This window comes from Bacillus sp. EKM420B, assembly GCF_011065565.1.
Lineage (GTDB): Bacteria > Bacillota > Bacilli > Bacillales > Bacillaceae > Bacillus > Bacillus velezensis.
The window spans coordinates 258,993-275,068 of sequence record NZ_JAAMNX010000005.1 but is presented as its reverse complement, the minus strand read 5'-3'; the positions used below and the strand labels follow the sequence as shown (position 1 = coordinate 275,068).

The following is a 16,076-nucleotide window of genomic DNA, read 5'->3' as shown; positions in this document are numbered from 1 at the left end:
CGGTAGTTCAGTTGGTTAGAATGCCTGCCTGTCACGCAGGAGGTCGCGGGTTCGAGTCCCGTCCGGACCGCCATTTTTATTGTAAACGAAACGATCATGTTTTCGTTTTTTTTTGTGTTTTCTTTTAAATGATGGCAGCTTGGTATCTAACCAAGCTTTCTTTTATATCGTTAAAGTCTTGGATATTGAAACATAATCCGATACACTAGAAAGAGCTGTATTTCACAAGAGCGTCAGAAAGGGAGACGGGAGATATATGGATGAGTTTGAGTTGATTCACAGTATTACTCCGCATTCGCATTATCATCCTTCCGTCGATGTAGGGATCGGTGATGATGGTGCGGTTTATACAGCGTCACCCCACATGCAGCAAATTGTCTGCCTTGATACAATGGTGGAGAATGTCCATTTTAAATTAGAGTATTCCTCTCCTCATGATATCGGTTATAAGGCGCTTGCTGTTAACATTAGTGATGTGGCGGCGATGGGAGGCATTCCGAAGTTTTATTTGGTGTCTCTAGCGGTTCCTTCCTGCTGGCAGAAAGCTGACGTCCAGGCAATGTATGAAGGGATGGCGGAACTGGCGAAACTATATCAAATGGATTTGATCGGGGGAGATACCGTCTCCGCTTCCGGTCAAGCCGTAATTACCGTTACTGTCATCGGTGAAGTTGAGAAGGATTGCGCTTGTCTGCGAAGCTCGGCAAGACCCGGAGATGTTGTGTTTGTTACGGGGGATATCGGCTCGTCCGCAGCAGGACTGTCTCTTTTGTTGGGAGAAACACTTCCTTCTGCTTTTCACACGAGTGATTATTTTATCCGAAAACATAAACGGCCCGTTCCGAGAGTTCAAGTCGGCCGCTTCTGCTCTCAGCTTCAGCGCGCGGCTCTGAATGATATCAGTGACGGATTGGCCAGTGAGCTGCATGAAATAGCTGCGGCAAGTTCAGTTACGATAGAAATTGAAGAACAACTTCTGCCGGTGCATCGGGATTTGCCTGAGGCAGATTCTGAATGGAAGAAATGGGTGTTATTCGGCGGTGAAGATTTTGAATTGGTTGGAACGGTTTCTCAGCAAGAGTGGACCTCTCTGCTTGATTACTGCTCTCAGTCAGACATTCCGATAGCGAAGATAGGGGCGGTGTCTGAACGGAAGGAAGCATGTGTTCTTTTGACAGCCAATGATCAGAGACAAATCGTCCTTGAGAAAAAAGGATACAATCATTTTAAATAAGACGGGTGACTCACTTTGAAGACATTACAATGGAGAACGAAAAACCCCGAAGAAACGAAAGCCGTAGCCAAGCTTGCCGCTTCTTTGGCAAAGCCGGGAGACATTTTGACACTGGAAGGCGACTTAGGCGCGGGAAAAACGACTTTTACAAAGGGTTTTGCCGAAGGACTGGGAATCACGAGAGTGGTAAACAGCCCGACTTTTACAATTATAAAAGAATACCATGACGGTTCGATTCCTCTATATCATATGGATGTGTATCGTATGGAGGATGAAAGCGAAGACTTAGGGCTTGAAGAATATTTTGAGGGACAAGGCGTCTGTTTAATTGAATGGGCTCATTTAATTCAGGATCAGCTGCCTGCTGAACGGCTGCAGATCGTCATCAAGAGAGCCGGTGAAGAGGCAAGGGACATTACCTTTACGGCTTTCGGAATACGGTATGAAACGCTTTGTGAGGAGATAAATAAACATGACAATACTGGCAATTGATACGTCAAATTACACGCTGGGTGCCGCGCTCGTTCGTGACAAAACGGTGATGGCGGAGTATATTACATATTTAAAAAAGAATCATTCCGTGCGGGCGATGCCTGCTGTCAATTCATTGCTGAAGGATTGCGGCCTGACACCGCAGGACCTTACGAAAATAGCGGTGGCGAAAGGACCTGGATCGTACACAGGTGTCAGAATCGGTGTGACGCTGGCAAAAACATTGGCATGGTCGCTGAAGCTTCCGGTTTCCCCTGTCTCGAGCCTGGAGGTGCTGGCGGCTAACGGACGGCACTTTCAAGGACTGATCTGCCCGTTATTTGATGCCCGGCGCGGACAGGTATATACGGGGCTTTATGAATATCAGGACGGCCGATTACAATCCGTTCTTCCTGATCAGAATGTCCTTTTGACTGATTGGCTCGGCATGCTGAAAGAAAAAGCGTCTCCGGTTTTATTTTTAGGGCACGATACAGCCATTCATGAAGAAACCATTCTGCATGAAATGACATCTCAAGCAGTGATAGGAACGGCTGCACAGCATAATCCGCGGCCGTCAGAGCTGGCGTTTTTAGGCTTGGAAAAAGAAGAAACGGATGTCCACAGCCTTGTTCCGGATTATTTGCGTCTGGCAGAGGCTGAAGCGAAATGGATGGAATCTCAAAAATAGGGTGATAGGGATGAAAACGAAAACGGCGATTCGAAGCATGCGGCCGGAAGATATTGATCAAATTTATGAAATTGAAACAGCATCCTTTACTTCTCCATGGACGAAGGATTCATTTTATCATGAGCTTTTGGAAAATCCGTATGCCCACTACCTTGTCATTGAAAAGGACGGCTGTCTGGCGGGGTATTGCGGAATCTGGATTATTATAGATGACGCGCAGATTACGAATATAGCCATTAAGCCGGAATATCGGGGCCAATCGTTGGGAGAAGCGCTGTTTCGCTCTGCAATAGAATTGTGCAGAGAAAAAAAGGCAAGAAGGCTCTCTCTCGAAGTCAGGGTCTCAAATCATCCCGCCCAATCCTTATATAAGAAATTCGGTCTTCAGGCCGGAGGAATCAGAAAACAATACTATACAGATAACGGGGAAGATGCGTTATTAATGTGGGTGACATTACATGAGTGAAAAACAAGATATTTATGTATTAGGAATCGAAACGAGCTGTGATGAAACTGCGGCCTCAGTCGTGAAAAACGGAAAAGACATCATTTCAAACGTTGTCGCTTCTCAAATTGAAAGCCATAAACGTTTCGGCGGGGTCGTGCCTGAAATAGCGTCCAGACATCATGTGGAGCAGATTACCCTTGTGATTGAGGAAGCTCTTTCAAAGGCGGAGATGGGCTTTGATGATCTTGATGCGATTGCTGTAACGGAAGGACCCGGACTTGTCGGAGCCCTGTTAATCGGAGTCAATGCGGCAAAGGCGTTAAGTTTTGCCCATCAAATACCGTTAGTCGGCGTCCATCACATTGCGGGTCATATTTATGCAAACAGGCTGATAGGAGAGCTTCAGTTCCCGGCGCTTGCTTTGGTTGTGTCAGGCGGACATACGGAATTGGTTTATATGAAAGAGCACGGTTCATTCGAGGTTATCGGTGAAACGCTGGATGATGCCGCAGGCGAAGCTTACGACAAAGTGGCAAGAACGATGGGGCTTCCCTATCCGGGAGGGCCGCAGATTGATAAGCTGGCTGCTGCGGGAACGGATTCCATTCCGCTTCCGCGTGCTTGGCTGGAAGAAGGGTCTTACAATTTCAGCTTCAGCGGCCTGAAATCAGCCGTGATTAACACGCTTCATAACGCCTCGCAAAAAAATGAGGTGATTCCTCCGGAGGATCTTGCCGCAAGCTTTCAGCAGAGTGTCATTGATGTACTGACGGCAAAAACCTCTAAGGCCGCGAAAGAATACGGGGTTAAACAAGTGCTGCTTGCAGGGGGCGTAGCCGCTAACAAAGGGTTGAGAGCCGCACTGCAGCGGGAATTCAGCCATTCGGGAGATCCCGAGCTTGTCATCCCGCCGCTTTCTTTATGCACGGACAATGCAGCGATGATTGCGGCTGCCGGAACCGTTGCTTTTGAAAAGGGGATCCGGGGCTCGTACGATATGAACGGACAGCCCGGTTTGGAATTAACATCCTTTGATCGTCTCACGTTGTAAAACGTGAGGCTTTTTTTACTTATTAACAGATAATTCTAACATATCCACAGGATTGTGAATATATTCAGAAATCCAGTCTGGATAAGGGACTGTAAGTTGTTAGTAAAGTGGATAAAGTCAGAAAATTTTGTGGATAGTGTGTATAAAGCGCTTACTTAAATGGCTGACAAGGAGGATAGCTGTGGATAAAAAAGCACCCCTTAAAGAGGTGCTTGACTTTTTCTATTCTTCTGAGGAGAGTTCCTCCCATTCTGCTAATAAGTTTTCGAGCTCTTGATTCAGGGCTTCATTCTCCGCGTGAATGGTCTGTACTTTTTCATGATCCTGATACACGTCAGGGTCGCACAGCAGCTCCTCATTGGCACTGATTTTCTCTTCGGCGGATGAGACGGCCGCTTCGATTTCTTCAATGCGTCTCAGGCGCTGCCGTTCTTTCTTCTTCCATTCTTTTTCTTCCTCGTAAGTTCTTTTCGTATCCTGTTTGACCTTGCCGGCAGGCTGAGCCTGCTCCTTTTCCTGCCGCTTCATTTCTTCCAGTTCCAGCTGCTGTGCTTTTTTCTCGGTGTAATAGTCATAGTCTCCCAAATATTCTTCTGCATGATCAGGTGACAGCTCCAGCACTCTTGTGGCGATCCTGTTAATAAAGTAGCGGTCATGCGATACAAATAACAGAGTGCCCGGGTAGTCGATCAGGGCGTTTTCCAGCACCTCTTTACTGTCCAGGTCAAGGTGGTTTGTCGGTTCATCAAGGATGAGAAAGTTTGCTTTTTGAAGCATCAGCTTGGCAAGCGCGACTCTTGCTTTCTCCCCGCCGCTTAACGAACGGACCGGTTTCAGGACATCGTCTCCGCTGAACAGAAAGTTGCCGAGGCATGTTCTGATCTCTTTTTCCGGCATGTCCGGATATTCATCCCACAGCTCGTCCAGCACGCGTTTGGACGATGTCAGTTCAGCCTGCTCCTGATCGTAATAGCCGATTGTGACGTTGGAACCGTACGTGATCGACCCGGATTCCGGACTGATTGTATTCATAATCGTTTTCAGCAAGGTTGATTTGCCGATTCCGTTCGGTCCGACGAGGGCGGCGCTTTCACCTCTTGTGATGCCGAAGGTCAGGTTTTTCAAGAGCGGAGGCTGGCCGTCATAGCTGATGGAAACATCCTGTACGCGCAGGACGTCGTTTCCGCTCTGTTTTGTAATGTCAAAACGGAAGGCGGCTGATTTTTCATCCCCGAGCGGCTTTGCCATGACGTCCATCCGTTCCAGCTGTTTTCGTCTGCTTTGGGCTCTTTTCGTTGTAGAAGCTCTGGCCAGATTGCGGTCGACAAAATCTTGAAGCTTGGCGATTTCGTCCTGCTGTTTTTCGTACAGCTTCAGGTCTTTCTCATACTGCTCGGCTTTTTGTTCTAAATAGGCGCTGTAGTTGCCGAGGTATTTTTTGCTTTCTGTCCGTGAGACCTCGTACACTTGGCTGACGACTTTATCAAGAAAGTATCTGTCGTGGGAAACGATCAGGATTGCGCCTGAATATCCCTGTAAATAATGCTCAAGCCATGTAAGCGTATCGATGTCGAGATGGTTCGTCGGTTCATCCAGAATAAGCAGATCAGGCTGGGTCAGCAGCAGTTTTCCGAGCGCAAGCCTTGTTTTCTGACCGCCGCTCAGGCTTTGCACTTTCACGGAATCGTCAAATTTTCCGAAGCCGAGTCCGTGAAGGATAGATCGGACGTCCGCTTCATATTGATAGCCGCCTTTATCCTTGAAATCCTGCTGAAGCCTGTCATAGGTTTTCATCAGCGTCTCAAGCTCCGCCGGGGCGGCCGTGGCCATCTTTTCTTCAATAGAGCGCATCTCTTTTTCCATTGCTTTCAGGAAATCAAAAACGCTCAGCAGTTCTTCTTTTATGGTAAGCTGGGATTCCAAGCCAGTGTGCTGGGCAAGATATCCCATCGTTAATTCTTTCGGTTTGATTAATTCACCCTTTTCATATGAAAGGTGACCTGCGATAATTTTAAGGAGAGTTGATTTGCCGGCTCCGTTTCTGCCTACTATGGCGATGCGATCCCGAGATCTGACTTCAAGCTTTATATTGTTTAAAATAGGATCAGCGCCAAAAGATTTGGATAGCTGATTAATTTGTAAGATCATCATATTATTTCACCTCTGTTATAATAAGTTAAGTGTAGCTTATCAACCTGCTGTCAGCAAACAATACATCAGAATTGGAACATTATAGGATAAGACATCAGGGAGAAAATAGTGTATGATCAGAAGTAAGGAGAGTTTAAATATGAATGGATTTTCTCATTTTAATGAAGAAGGCCGTGCCCGCATGGTGGATATAAGCGATAAATCTTCAACAGTCCGTACTGCCGCTGCGATATCCAGCGTACACATGAAGCATGACGTGTACAGCAGAATCAAAAACCGCGAGATCGGAAAAGGTGACGTGCTGGCTGTCGCACAGGTGGCGGGAATTATGGCCGCAAAGCAGACGTCAGCGATTATCCCGATGTGCCACCCGCTTTCTTTAAGCAGCGTCGACATTTCATTCGGCTGGGAGGAAAAGGATTCCGAAGCCGTTCTTCATATACAGGCAAGCGTAAAAACGAAAGGGAGTACAGGTGTGGAAATGGAAGCGCTAACTTCCGCTTCAGTCTGCGCTTTGACCGTGTATGACATGTGCAAGGCGCTGGATAAAGGAATGGTCATCGGCCCGACCTGCCTCATGGAAAAAACAGGAGGAAAAAACGGTGATTTTAAAAGAGATGCATCTGAGTATAAAGTGGAGGACCAATCATGAACAAGGATCAATCAAAAATTCCACAGGCGACGGCAAAACGGCTGCCGCTTTATTATCGCTTTTTAAAGAATTTACACGCCTCAGGAAAGCAGCGCGTTTCATCAGCTGAACTGAGCGACGCGGTAAAAGTCGATTCGGCCACGATCCGCCGGGATTTTTCCTATTTCGGGGCGCTCGGCAAAAAAGGATACGGCTATAATGTGGATTACCTGCTGTCATTTTTCAGAAAAACACTGGATCAGGATGAAACGACGAACGTCATTTTGATCGGTGTCGGGAATTTAGGGACGGCGTTTCTTCACTATAATTTCACAAAAAATAATAACACAAAAATATCTATGGCTTTTGATGTGAATCAGAGTAAAATAGGAACTGAGGTAGGCGGTGTGCCTGTCTTTGATCTTAATGATTTAGAGCTTCACATAAAGGATGAACCCGTGGCGATTCTTACCGTTCCGGCGGTTGCCGCCCAGTCAATCACCGATCGGCTCGTGTCGCTCGGAATCAAGGGAATCCTTAACTTTACGCCGGCCCGTTTGAATGTGCCGGATCACATTCGAATTCATCATATAGATTTAGCAGTAGAGCTTCAATCATTGGTTTATTTCTTAAAGCATTATTCTGTTTTGGAAGAAATTGAATAGCGAAAGGAGGAGCTGCACATGATCGGTCCTGGAAGCCTGGCGGTTATCGGTGTGGTGGCGGTGATTATTTTCGGTCCGAAGAAGCTTCCCGAATTAGGAAAAGCGGCGGGGGACACGCTTCGTGAATTTAAGAACGCTACTAAGGGATTAGCCGGTGAAGAAGAGGAAAAAAAGAAAGAAGAACAGTAAGATAGGATGACGCGTATGAGAGTGAATCAAATGACGCTTGTGGAGCATATTGCCGAACTTCGGAAACGATTGCTGATTGTGGCGTTATCCTTTACGGTTTTCTTTATTGCCGGCTTTTTTCTGGCAAAACCTATCATTGTGTATCTTCAAAAAGCCGATGAAGTAAAAGAGCTCACCCTTAATGCTTTTAACCTGACGGATCCGCTGTTTATCTTTTTGCAGTTCGCGTTTATCATCGGCATCATTTTGACTTCGCCGATTATTCTCTATCAGATTTGGGCGTTTGTCAGCCCGGGTCTGTATGAGAAGGAGCGCAAAGTAACACTCAGCTATATTCCGATTTCGATCGTGCTGTTTGTCGGCGGTGTGTCGTTTTCTTATTATATTTTATTTCCGCTGGTCGTTGATTTTATGAAGCGGGTCTCGAATGACCTGGATGTCAACCAGGTGATCGGGATCACCGAATACTTTCATTTTCTGCTGCAGCTGACGATTCCGTTCGGGCTGCTGTTTCAGATGCCGGTGCTGATCATGTTTTTAACGAGACTCGGTGTTATCACGCCGATGTTTTTATCGAAGATCAGGAAGTACGCATATTTTGTGCTGCTCGTGATCGCCGCGATGATTGCGCCGCCTGAGCTGCTGTCTCACTTGATGATTACCATTCCGCTTTGCATTTTATATGAGATCAGTATCCTGATTTCAAAAGCGGCGTATCGGAAAAGGCAGACCGGCAGTGAATCTGACCAGGACGTATCAGCATAAAAAAAGCCATTTCTCAATGATGAGAAATGGCTTTTCTTTTATTATTTTTGATTTTTCTTCACTTTAAATGAGAAGGCGAACATTTTAAACGAGATGCTGATATTATAAGCGGCGAAAACCATCAGCAGTATGGAATAAAAAGACCACATGCTTCCCGGAGAGCTTGCGGCCAAATACGTAAAGATACAGCCGACTGCGAAATAAATCAAGCCCCAAGTCATTGGGTTCCTCATACAAACAATCCTCCAATAATTAATTGCATTTGCTCACTATGCTGTTCAATATATTTTTGGGCGGGGCCGAGCTGCATGACCACGACAATGGTATTCATCATGACATGGGCGAATATCGGCACAATAATCCGTTTCGTCTGCACATACAAGAACGCAAAGGTAAAGCCCATGGCCGTATACAGCAGCAGGTGCGTGAGGTCTTGATGCACAATGCCGAAAATGACGGAACTGATCAGTCCGGCGATAAAGAAATTCGTTTTTTCATATAATACACCGAAGATGATCTTCCGGAAAATGATTTCTTCAAGAATCGGCCCGACGATAGAAGAAACGATAATCATGAGCGGCATGGCTTTAATAATGTTGAGAATGGCTTTCGTGTTTTCGGAACCGCTGTCCACGTGAAAGACATACTGCTCAATCATCCCGGCGATTCCCTGAGAAAATAAAGCGAGCCATATTCCCGCGACCGCCCAGAGAACGGACATGCCGGCGGATGCTTTCTTCCCGTTTCTTAATGTCTGTTTCGGCGCGGTTCTCAAAATCAAGAGAACGATAATCAGGCAGATAAAAAAGCTTACGACGGAATAAATCCCCTGAGCCATGGTGAGATTCGCATTCGTAGGGTGCCCGCCCGCATAGCCGAATTTGTACATTAAAGGAATGCCGATCAAGGCGGAAAGCTGCATGATAACATATGTCAAAATGATATACCAATACTGTTTTCTCAAATGATATGTACTCCTTTATCCTATAAAATCAACTTATTTGTTCTTATTGTAACACAAGTGAACTTGACGTGAAAAAAGGAGAAAATCAGTGTGAGAGAGAATCATGTAAGCGTGAAAATTTTTTATTCTTATGACTTGAAATTGGAAGTGAGATTCTTTATTATAATAACTGTGTTAGCACTCTTTAGAGCTGAGTGCTAAAATTACATATTCATACTATTGAGGAGGTTATTACATTGTTAAAGCCATTAGGTGATCGCGTTGTCATTGAACTCGTAGAATCTGAAGAAAAAACTGCCAGCGGAATCGTATTACCGGATTCTGCAAAAGAAAAGCCGCAAGAAGGCAAAATCGTGGCAGCCGGTTCAGGTCGCGTGTTGGAAAGCGGAGAGCGCGTTGCTTTAGAAGTAAAAGAGGGCGACCGCATTATCTTCTCAAAATACGCCGGTACTGAAGTGAAATACGAAGGTGCTGAATACTTAATCTTACGTGAAAGCGACATTTTAGCTGTAATCGGCTAAGCAAATAAATATTTTTAAAAATTCGAGGAGGTTTCGTTAACATGGCAAAAGATATTAAGTTTAGTGAAGAAGCACGCCGCGCTATGCTTCGCGGTGTCGATGCGCTTGCTGACGCTGTAAAAGTAACTTTAGGGCCAAAAGGACGCAACGTGGTTCTGGAGAAAAAATTCGGTTCTCCGTTAATTACTAATGACGGTGTAACAATCGCAAAAGAAATTGAACTTGAAGACGCGTTTGAAAACATGGGTGCGAAGCTTGTAGCTGAAGTAGCCAGCAAAACAAACGACGTTGCCGGTGACGGTACAACAACTGCAACAGTTCTTGCGCAGGCTATGATCCGTGAAGGCCTTAAAAACGTAACTGCGGGAGCTAACCCTGTCGGCGTACGTAAAGGTATGGAACAAGCCGTAACTGTTGCAATCGAAAACTTAAAAGAAATTTCTAAGCCGATCGAAGGCAAAGAGTCTATCGCTCAGGTTGCTGCGATCTCTGCTGCTGATGAGGAAGTGGGAAGCCTTATCGCTGAAGCAATGGAGCGCGTAGGAAACGACGGCGTCATCACAATCGAAGAGTCTAAAGGTTTCACAACTGAGCTTGAAGTTGTGGAAGGTATGCAATTCGACCGCGGATATGCGTCTCCTTACATGGTAACTGACTCTGATAAGATGGAAGCGGTTCTTGACAATCCTTACATCTTAATCACAGACAAAAAAATCACAAACATTCAAGAAATCCTTCCTGTGCTTGAGCAAGTTGTACAGCAAGGCAAACCGTTGCTTCTGATCGCTGAAGATGTTGAAGGTGAAGCTCTTGCTACACTCGTTGTCAACAAACTTCGCGGCACATTCAACGCTGTTGCCGTTAAAGCTCCTGGCTTCGGTGACCGCCGTAAAGCAATGCTTGAAGACATCTCTGTTCTTACAGGCGGAGAAGTAATCACAGAAGACTTAGGCCTTGACCTGAAATCTACTGAAATCGGACAATTGGGACGCGCTTCTAAAGTTGTGGTAACGAAAGAAAACACAACAATCGTAGAAGGCGCCGGCGACACTGAAAAAATCGCTGCACGCGTCAACCAAATCCGCGCTCAAGTGGAAGAAACAACTTCTGAATTCGACAGAGAAAAATTACAAGAGCGTCTTGCGAAACTTGCCGGCGGCGTAGCTGTCATCAAAGTCGGCGCTGCGACTGAAACTGAGCTGAAAGAGCGTAAACTTCGCATCGAAGACGCCCTCAACTCAACTCGCGCAGCTGTTGAAGAAGGTATCGTATCCGGCGGTGGTACAGCGCTTGTCAACGTATACAACAAAGTCGCTGCAGTGGAAGCTGAAGGCGATGCGCAAACAGGTATCAACATCGTGCTTCGCGCGCTTGAAGAGCCGATCCGTCAAATCGCACACAATGCAGGTCTTGAAGGATCTGTCATCGTTGAGCGCCTGAAAAACGAAAAAATCGGCGTAGGCTTCAACGCTGCAACCGGCGAATGGGTAAACATGATCGAAAAAGGTATCGTTGACCCGACAAAAGTTACACGTTCAGCCCTGCAAAACGCAGCTTCTGTAGCAGCAATGCTCCTGACAACTGAAGCCGTTGTCGCTGACAAACCGGAAGAAAACGCCGGCGGCGCAGGAATGCCTGACATGGGCGGCATGGGCGGTATGGGCGGCATGATGTAAAAAAATTATGATCCCTGTTTGGACATAAGGGGTTGCCAGATGTAATGCCATATCGAGGTCTCTCACAAGTTCAATGAATTTGTGAGGGACTTTTTTTATTTCTATCATTCATCTTAAATTACAAATAAATGATTCTAATTTATTCAAGTTAGCATCAAGGCATATGATTTTGTTATAAATCTTTTAAAAGGATTTATGTTCATTGGCGCTTTGCTGATTTTTATTCTTTACATCTTTTGAAGTAAGAGCAGATATTCTTATTTTGTCATACGTTTGCCACTTTTAAATGAAGTACCTTACTAACAAAAAATAAGGAGTGGAAACAATGGATGAAATGGTACAAAAAGTTCAACAATGGGTAAATCTTGTTTACTTGAACAAGCCAGGTTATGTGAAAATTGATGAAAATGGAAAAACAGGGTGGCCTGTGATTGAAGCTTTGATTACAGGATTACAAATTGAAGAAGGAATTACGTCAACTACTGGAACATTTGGACCAGCTACTATGGCAAAATGTCCTACATTATCAACTAAATCTAATTCTTCGAATGAAAAAACAAGAAATGAAATTATGATTCTTCAAGGTGCATTGTATTGCAAGGGATATAATCCAACTGGTTTTACAGGAACCTATGGTGATGGTACAAAGGCTGCTATAAAAAAATTTCAAACTGATGCAGGGTTGTCTAATCAAGATGGAATTGCAACTCCTATAATCTTTAAAGCGTTATTAAATATGGACGCTTTTGTAAATGTAGGAGATGCCAAAATTCGTAATATTCAACAAGAGTTGAATCGGAAATATTATAAGGTCACTGGCCTTAATCCATGTGACGGTAGATACTCCCGACAAACTAATGAGGCTTTAATTTATGCACTCCAGGTCGAAGAAGGAATAGCAGAACCAACTGGAACATTTGGACCTGCTACAAAATCAAAATGCCCGACAATCTCAATGGGTAGCACAAAAGCTAATTTAGTAAAGCTCTTACAATATGCTTTGTACTGTAATAATCGTGATCCAGGAAGATTTGATGGTATCTTCGATGAAAATATGAGAACAGCACTTATTAATTTTCAAAAGTTTTCAGCATTACCTGCCGATGGAGTAGCTGGAATGCAGACCTGGGCATCTCTTTTAGTAAGCAAAGGTGACGAAGATAGGAAAGGAACAGCTTGTGATTGTGCCACACCAATTAATGCTGCCAGAGCAGCAACTTTGAAAGCCAACGGGTATACAACGGTTGGGAGATACCTTACTGGATCGTATCAGATGACGTTGCCTGAATTAGAGACTATATTTGCTGCAGGGCTTAGCGTATTTCCAATTTACGAGAGAAACTCAATTCAAGCTTCTTATTTTACAGAAACTCAAGGGGTATTCGATGCCAGAGCAGCTGTTGGTGCGGCTAAGGGATTTGGTTTTAAAGAAAATACTATTATTTATTTTACTGTAGATTACGACGCTATTGACGGTGAGGTTACCAGTCGCATACTCCCTTATTTTAAAGCAATTAAAAGGACATTTGCCCAACTCAATAGTGGTTATCAAATTGGTATTTATGGCGCGAGAAATGTTTGTAGTCGCGTGGCCGCAGCCGGTTATTCGGTCAGCAGTTTTGTATGTGATATGTCTTCAGGATTTAGCGGTAACCGTGGCTATTCACTTCCCACCGATTGGGCATTTGACCAAATAAAGACAAGGAGTATAGGGGACGGACCTGGGAAAATAGAGATTGATAATAATATCTCATCAGGCAAGAATAAAGGCGTTAATTCTATAGTTTATAATAAAGAAAATAGTAATAATTTTGTTTCCGCAACAAATAATAAGTTCTTCGAACAATTAAAAGTTTTATATAATACAGCAGTAGATTATGTTACTGAAAAGGAAGGAAATAAACCTAATCCGGTTGGCAATATTACTCAACAGGCAAATGAATTAGTTGCCCAGTATCTAAGAAAAGATGAATATGATGGTTTATTGTGGATTTTAACAGCGGATTTTATTGACACAGATTTTGTTAAAATAGCTGATAACGTATTGAAGGGACAAGAAAAGAGAATCCTGATAGATCCATTTTCTAAACTGACACTAGATGTCGCACATATGATGGCCACTTTTAATGCAATAATTCATAGTTCTGTAGGAATGATACAAGATCTTGCAGGATGGGCAGGTGATTTAATTACAGTAGGGGGAGACACTGTTCGTTATAATGCTAATTATAAAACAACTTATGATGCTGCAATAGATTTAATAGGAGGTCAAATTGGTACATTTGGAATTCAAGATTTATTAGGAGATGTAGACGCTGTTAACCTTGCTATGAATACAAGAACAGGGATTACCTCACAACCAGTTTACAAGGTATTTGAAGAATACTATACTACCGGCTATAGTAGAAGATACTCTCAATTCTTCAAAAACAGATTTAATAATTCATTTGAAGCAGTTACTAAGGATGCAGAGTACTATTTAAACACCAACAATCCTGTATGTTTGGAATTTAAACATCATTTTAATGTTAAGAATTATACCCAAGAGGATGGTCAAGTAATTGCACAAGCATTTGCAGATTGCCTTAAACAAAAAATAAAATTTGAATAATTAATTCTTCCCAAAAGTAAATCGCTGTTTTGATTTACTTTTGGGAAAAGCGTTATAATGCATATTGAGGGGGCGCATATCATTGTGATACAGTTAAAGATTATATATAAGGCAGTATTAGTAATTTTAATAAGTGCCTTTTTTTTATTGTTTAATGGATGGTATTTTCATAAATGTATTATTGATCCGCATTACTACCAATTAACAGATTTTTCGGAAGAAGATATTCAAATTTTTGAGCATTTTTATAATATTGATCTACCTTCAAATACGAAGTTTATTAAAGCTGAGCAATTTGAAACAGGGATAGGTAATTACTCTGCGATTTTGTACGTATCATTACCTGCCAAAAAGGTAAAGCCTTTAGTTTCTGACTATTCTTATATGCCTATCTTTTATAACAATAGGTATACAGTATTTTATGGTGTTAATATTACAAGTAGCAATAAGGAAACAGCACAAATTACATTTGGAGCAGACGATAGTTCGCTGAATGGTTCTTTATGGAGTAAACAAGTAAGGAATCTCTTAGAATCGAAAGGGAAGTATATTGGCGTTTCAGATGAAACTTATGTTATTTCTGCGTTTATATTTAATGTCGTTTTTATTGCATTACTTGTTTGGATCTTGAAAAAGGGCAGAAGAACTAGAGTTTGAATTAAGAAATATTTGAACTCAACAGCATAATGTTGATTAGGAATACTTAAGGGTATATCGGACAGAAAGAGTTTTCATTGCACAGATCTTTATTAAATAATAACGGTAAGCCAAATTTAAATGCAGTTCAAGGGTATTATAATAGTCTTGTTTTCTCAAGATATAAGCTATTATAAAAATAAATTTAATAGTATGGAAGGAAAGAGAAAGGGGGAAAACATGAGGAGATATTTAGGGATAGTGTCACTTATCATGCTGTTATTCACATTGTGTTTTCTACCCCATATCCATTTTAGAACTGCACAAAATCAAAGCTCCGTCGAAAAGTCATCACCCTGCATGTATGGGAAAACCAAAAGAAAAGAAGAGGTTGGAAAAATCACTTAAAGTTTCAGGAAAAAAATCCTATGAAAAAATAGAACGCAATTTTGGAGATGAAACCAATCACTGATTCGTTGTTTCGAGCAGGCAAATAAAATGCGCGCGAACAAATTCTCCTCGCATCCGCCGGCTAGAATGGAAAAAATAAAATTTTTTATAAAAGTGTATTTGTTTAGCACTTTGTAATCTTTTATTCGTGTATATGGGTTTATTGGATACCTTGGCAAAGGTTTTATAGATGATACTTCAAATTTTAAGCTTCATTACACAAGAATCTTAAATTTGCATTAATATTAATAAATTTCTATCATACTTATTCATTTCTCAGAAGAAAGATATGGAAAAACCTCTGTTTTTTTAGGAAAATATGTTATTATAATTGTGAATTTAAAATATTAAAAAGAAAAGAGGAATTCTAAAGATGAAAAAGTTAGTAATGACCCTGTTTACAGCAGCACTTTTGGGAGTTGCCATTTTCGCAGGCGGGTCAGAAGCATTAGCTATGGATTCGAAAGGTACAATCAAATTTAAAACAGATGCTAATACATATACGAAAAGAGCTACTTCCATTGTGGTTACTGGTACTTTGGCTAGGGATTTAGATAATGGCTTTTCAGTAATTATATTAAATAATAAAGGTAAGGTAATTGCCAGAAAAGATATTTTGCATAGTATTGGTTCACGTAATTTTCGTGTGAGTTTTTCAACGAAAAATCTTCCTGCAGGTAAGTATGATGTGCAAGTTGGACAGGATTGGGGAGGAAGATATTGGTCAGGTGAACTAAAACATTATATTACAGTACAGCATTAATACGGCTGTATAAGTATTAACCTCTTGTTGTTAAAAGGTTTAACTTTAGAAATTTGTTTTCTGTGAAATAATAATTTTTCAATCAAGGTATCTTAATCAATTTACTGTACTGATAAAGATACCTTTTTATCTTTAAAAACAACAAGGTCATGAGTGTTT

17 protein-coding genes are annotated in these 16,076 nt (G+C 42.5%); 14 read left to right on the top strand and 3 right to left on the bottom strand.

Going from position 1 to position 16,076, the window contains the following annotated elements; all coding sequences use genetic code 11:
• Positions 1–256: 256 nt before the first annotated feature.
• Genes thiL through tsaD form a run of 5 tightly spaced genes read left to right on the top strand, consistent with a single transcriptional unit; the run spans position 257 to position 3,895 of the window.
• Positions 257–1,234: a thiamine-phosphate kinase gene (thiL, locus tag G9F48_RS16430; protein ID WP_077721878.1), complete on the top strand. Its 978-nt coding sequence runs from the start codon at positions 257–259 to the stop codon at positions 1,232–1,234.
• A 15-nt stretch (positions 1,235–1,249) separates the two neighbouring features.
• Positions 1,250–1,726, top strand: coding sequence for a tRNA (adenosine(37)-N6)-threonylcarbamoyltransferase complex ATPase subunit type 1 TsaE (tsaE, locus tag G9F48_RS16425; RefSeq protein ID WP_165409803.1), 477 nt, complete (start codon positions 1,250–1,252; stop codon positions 1,724–1,726).
• Positions 1,707–2,396 (top strand): tRNA (adenosine(37)-N6)-threonylcarbamoyltransferase complex dimerization subunit type 1 TsaB, encoded by a 690-nt coding sequence (tsaB, locus tag G9F48_RS16420; RefSeq protein WP_165409802.1) that lies wholly within the window; start codon positions 1,707–1,709, stop codon positions 2,394–2,396. The genes tsaE and tsaB overlap by 20 nt, the downstream gene beginning before the upstream one ends.
• 10 nt (positions 2,397–2,406) lie before the next feature.
• A complete protein-coding gene (rimI, locus tag G9F48_RS16415) occupies positions 2,407–2,862 on the top strand; it encodes a ribosomal protein S18-alanine N-acetyltransferase (RefSeq protein WP_003155993.1) in 456 nt (151 codons plus the stop codon).
• Positions 2,855–3,895 (top strand): tRNA (adenosine(37)-N6)-threonylcarbamoyltransferase complex transferase subunit TsaD, encoded by a 1,041-nt coding sequence (gene tsaD / locus G9F48_RS16410; protein ID WP_014304467.1) that lies wholly within the window; start codon positions 2,855–2,857, stop codon positions 3,893–3,895. Before rimI ends, tsaD begins: the two co-directional genes overlap by 8 nt.
• Positions 3,896–4,117: 222 nt before the next feature.
• Here tsaD and G9F48_RS16405 read toward each other — a convergent pair whose 3' ends face one another.
• Positions 4,118–6,046, bottom strand: a complete 1,929-nt coding sequence (locus G9F48_RS16405) for an ABC-F family ATP-binding cassette domain-containing protein (RefSeq protein WP_020953910.1) — start codon at positions 6,044–6,046, stop codon at positions 4,118–4,120.
• 139 nt (positions 6,047–6,185) lie between these two features.
• On the opposite strand from G9F48_RS16405, the gene moaC reads away from it, so the two are divergent.
• From moaC to tatC, 4 genes are read left to right on the top strand one after another with little or no spacing between them, the layout of a single operon-like run.
• Positions 6,186–6,698, top strand: coding sequence for a cyclic pyranopterin monophosphate synthase MoaC (gene moaC, locus G9F48_RS16400; RefSeq protein ID WP_003155986.1), 513 nt, complete (start codon positions 6,186–6,188; stop codon positions 6,696–6,698).
• Positions 6,695–7,342: a redox-sensing transcriptional repressor Rex gene (locus G9F48_RS16395; RefSeq protein ID WP_003155984.1), complete on the top strand. Its 648-nt coding sequence runs from the start codon at positions 6,695–6,697 to the stop codon at positions 7,340–7,342. Before moaC ends, G9F48_RS16395 begins: the two co-directional genes overlap by 4 nt.
• Positions 7,343–7,360: 18 nt before the next feature.
• The gene (locus tag G9F48_RS16390) at positions 7,361–7,531 is read left to right on the top strand and encodes a twin-arginine translocase TatA/TatE family subunit (RefSeq protein ID WP_003155981.1); all 171 of its coding nucleotides are present in this window, start codon (positions 7,361–7,363) and stop codon (positions 7,529–7,531) included.
• Positions 7,532–7,537: 6 nt separating this feature from the next.
• Entirely contained in the window at positions 7,538–8,296 is a 759-nt protein-coding gene (gene tatC / locus G9F48_RS16385) for a twin-arginine translocase subunit TatC (protein ID WP_088005343.1), read from the top strand.
• A gap of 41 nt (positions 8,297–8,337) precedes the next feature.
• On the opposite strand, the gene G9F48_RS16380 is transcribed toward tatC, so the two are convergent.
• A complete protein-coding gene (locus G9F48_RS16380) occupies positions 8,338–8,529 on the bottom strand; it encodes a YdiK family protein (RefSeq protein ID WP_003155975.1) in 192 nt (63 codons plus the stop codon).
• A complete protein-coding gene (locus tag G9F48_RS16375) occupies positions 8,526–9,260 on the bottom strand; it encodes a CPBP family intramembrane glutamic endopeptidase (protein ID WP_015416945.1) in 735 nt (244 codons plus the stop codon). Before G9F48_RS16375 ends, G9F48_RS16380 begins: the two co-directional genes overlap by 4 nt.
• A gap of 236 nt (positions 9,261–9,496) precedes the next feature.
• Here G9F48_RS16375 and groES point away from each other — a divergent pair, with 236 nt between their 5' ends.
• From groES to G9F48_RS16350, 5 genes are all read left to right on the top strand, one after another.
• Positions 9,497–9,781, top strand: a complete 285-nt coding sequence (gene groES / locus G9F48_RS16370; RefSeq protein WP_013351185.1) for a co-chaperone GroES — start codon at positions 9,497–9,499, stop codon at positions 9,779–9,781.
• 41 nt (positions 9,782–9,822) lie between these two features.
• Positions 9,823–11,457 (top strand): chaperonin GroEL, encoded by a 1,635-nt coding sequence (gene groL, locus G9F48_RS16365; protein WP_003155941.1) that lies wholly within the window; start codon positions 9,823–9,825, stop codon positions 11,455–11,457.
• 325 nt (positions 11,458–11,782) lie between these two features.
• Positions 11,783–14,068 (top strand): glycoside hydrolase domain-containing protein, encoded by a 2,286-nt coding sequence (locus G9F48_RS16360; RefSeq protein WP_146283768.1) that lies wholly within the window; start codon positions 11,783–11,785, stop codon positions 14,066–14,068.
• A gap of 57 nt (positions 14,069–14,125) precedes the next feature.
• Complete coding sequence (locus G9F48_RS16355) at positions 14,126–14,725, top strand: hypothetical protein (protein ID WP_043866881.1); 600 nt, start codon at positions 14,126–14,128, stop codon at positions 14,723–14,725.
• An 802-nt stretch (positions 14,726–15,527) separates the two neighbouring features.
• Positions 15,528–15,917 carry a hypothetical protein gene (locus G9F48_RS16350; protein ID WP_070081453.1) on the top strand — a complete coding sequence of 130 codons (390 nt, stop codon included), beginning with the start codon at positions 15,528–15,530 and terminating at the stop codon, positions 15,915–15,917.
• The last annotated feature ends 159 nt before the right edge of the window (positions 15,918–16,076 follow it).

What these genes read in the sequence shown, in the direction of transcription:
- thiL (WP_077721878.1), top strand. Translation starts at nt 257, where the DNA reads ATGGATGAGTTTGAGTTGATTCACAGTATTACTCCGCATTCGCATTAT.
- tsaB (WP_165409802.1), top strand. Translation starts at nt 1,707, where the DNA reads ATGACAATACTGGCAATTGATACGTCAAATTACACGCTGGGTGCCGCG.
- rimI (WP_003155993.1), top strand. Translation starts at nt 2,407, where the DNA reads ATGAAAACGAAAACGGCGATTCGAAGCATGCGGCCGGAAGATATTGAT.
- tsaD (WP_014304467.1), top strand. Translation starts at nt 2,855, where the DNA reads ATGAGTGAAAAACAAGATATTTATGTATTAGGAATCGAAACGAGCTGT.
- G9F48_RS16405 (WP_020953910.1), bottom strand. Translation starts at nt 6,046, where the DNA reads ATGATGATCTTACAAATTAATCAGCTATCCAAATCTTTTGGCGCTGAT.
- moaC (WP_003155986.1), top strand. Translation starts at nt 6,186, where the DNA reads ATGAATGGATTTTCTCATTTTAATGAAGAAGGCCGTGCCCGCATGGTG.
- G9F48_RS16395 (WP_003155984.1), top strand. Translation starts at nt 6,695, where the DNA reads ATGAACAAGGATCAATCAAAAATTCCACAGGCGACGGCAAAACGGCTG.
- G9F48_RS16390 (WP_003155981.1), top strand. Translation starts at nt 7,361, where the DNA reads ATGATCGGTCCTGGAAGCCTGGCGGTTATCGGTGTGGTGGCGGTGATT.
- tatC (WP_088005343.1), top strand. Translation starts at nt 7,538, where the DNA reads ATGACGCGTATGAGAGTGAATCAAATGACGCTTGTGGAGCATATTGCC.
- G9F48_RS16380 (WP_003155975.1), bottom strand. Translation starts at nt 8,529, where the DNA reads ATGAGGAACCCAATGACTTGGGGCTTGATTTATTTCGCAGTCGGCTGT.
- groL (WP_003155941.1), top strand. Translation starts at nt 9,823, where the DNA reads ATGGCAAAAGATATTAAGTTTAGTGAAGAAGCACGCCGCGCTATGCTT.
- G9F48_RS16360 (WP_146283768.1), top strand. Translation starts at nt 11,783, where the DNA reads ATGGATGAAATGGTACAAAAAGTTCAACAATGGGTAAATCTTGTTTAC.
- G9F48_RS16355 (WP_043866881.1), top strand. Translation starts at nt 14,126, where the DNA reads ATGCATATTGAGGGGGCGCATATCATTGTGATACAGTTAAAGATTATA.
- G9F48_RS16350 (WP_070081453.1), top strand. Translation starts at nt 15,528, where the DNA reads ATGAAAAAGTTAGTAATGACCCTGTTTACAGCAGCACTTTTGGGAGTT.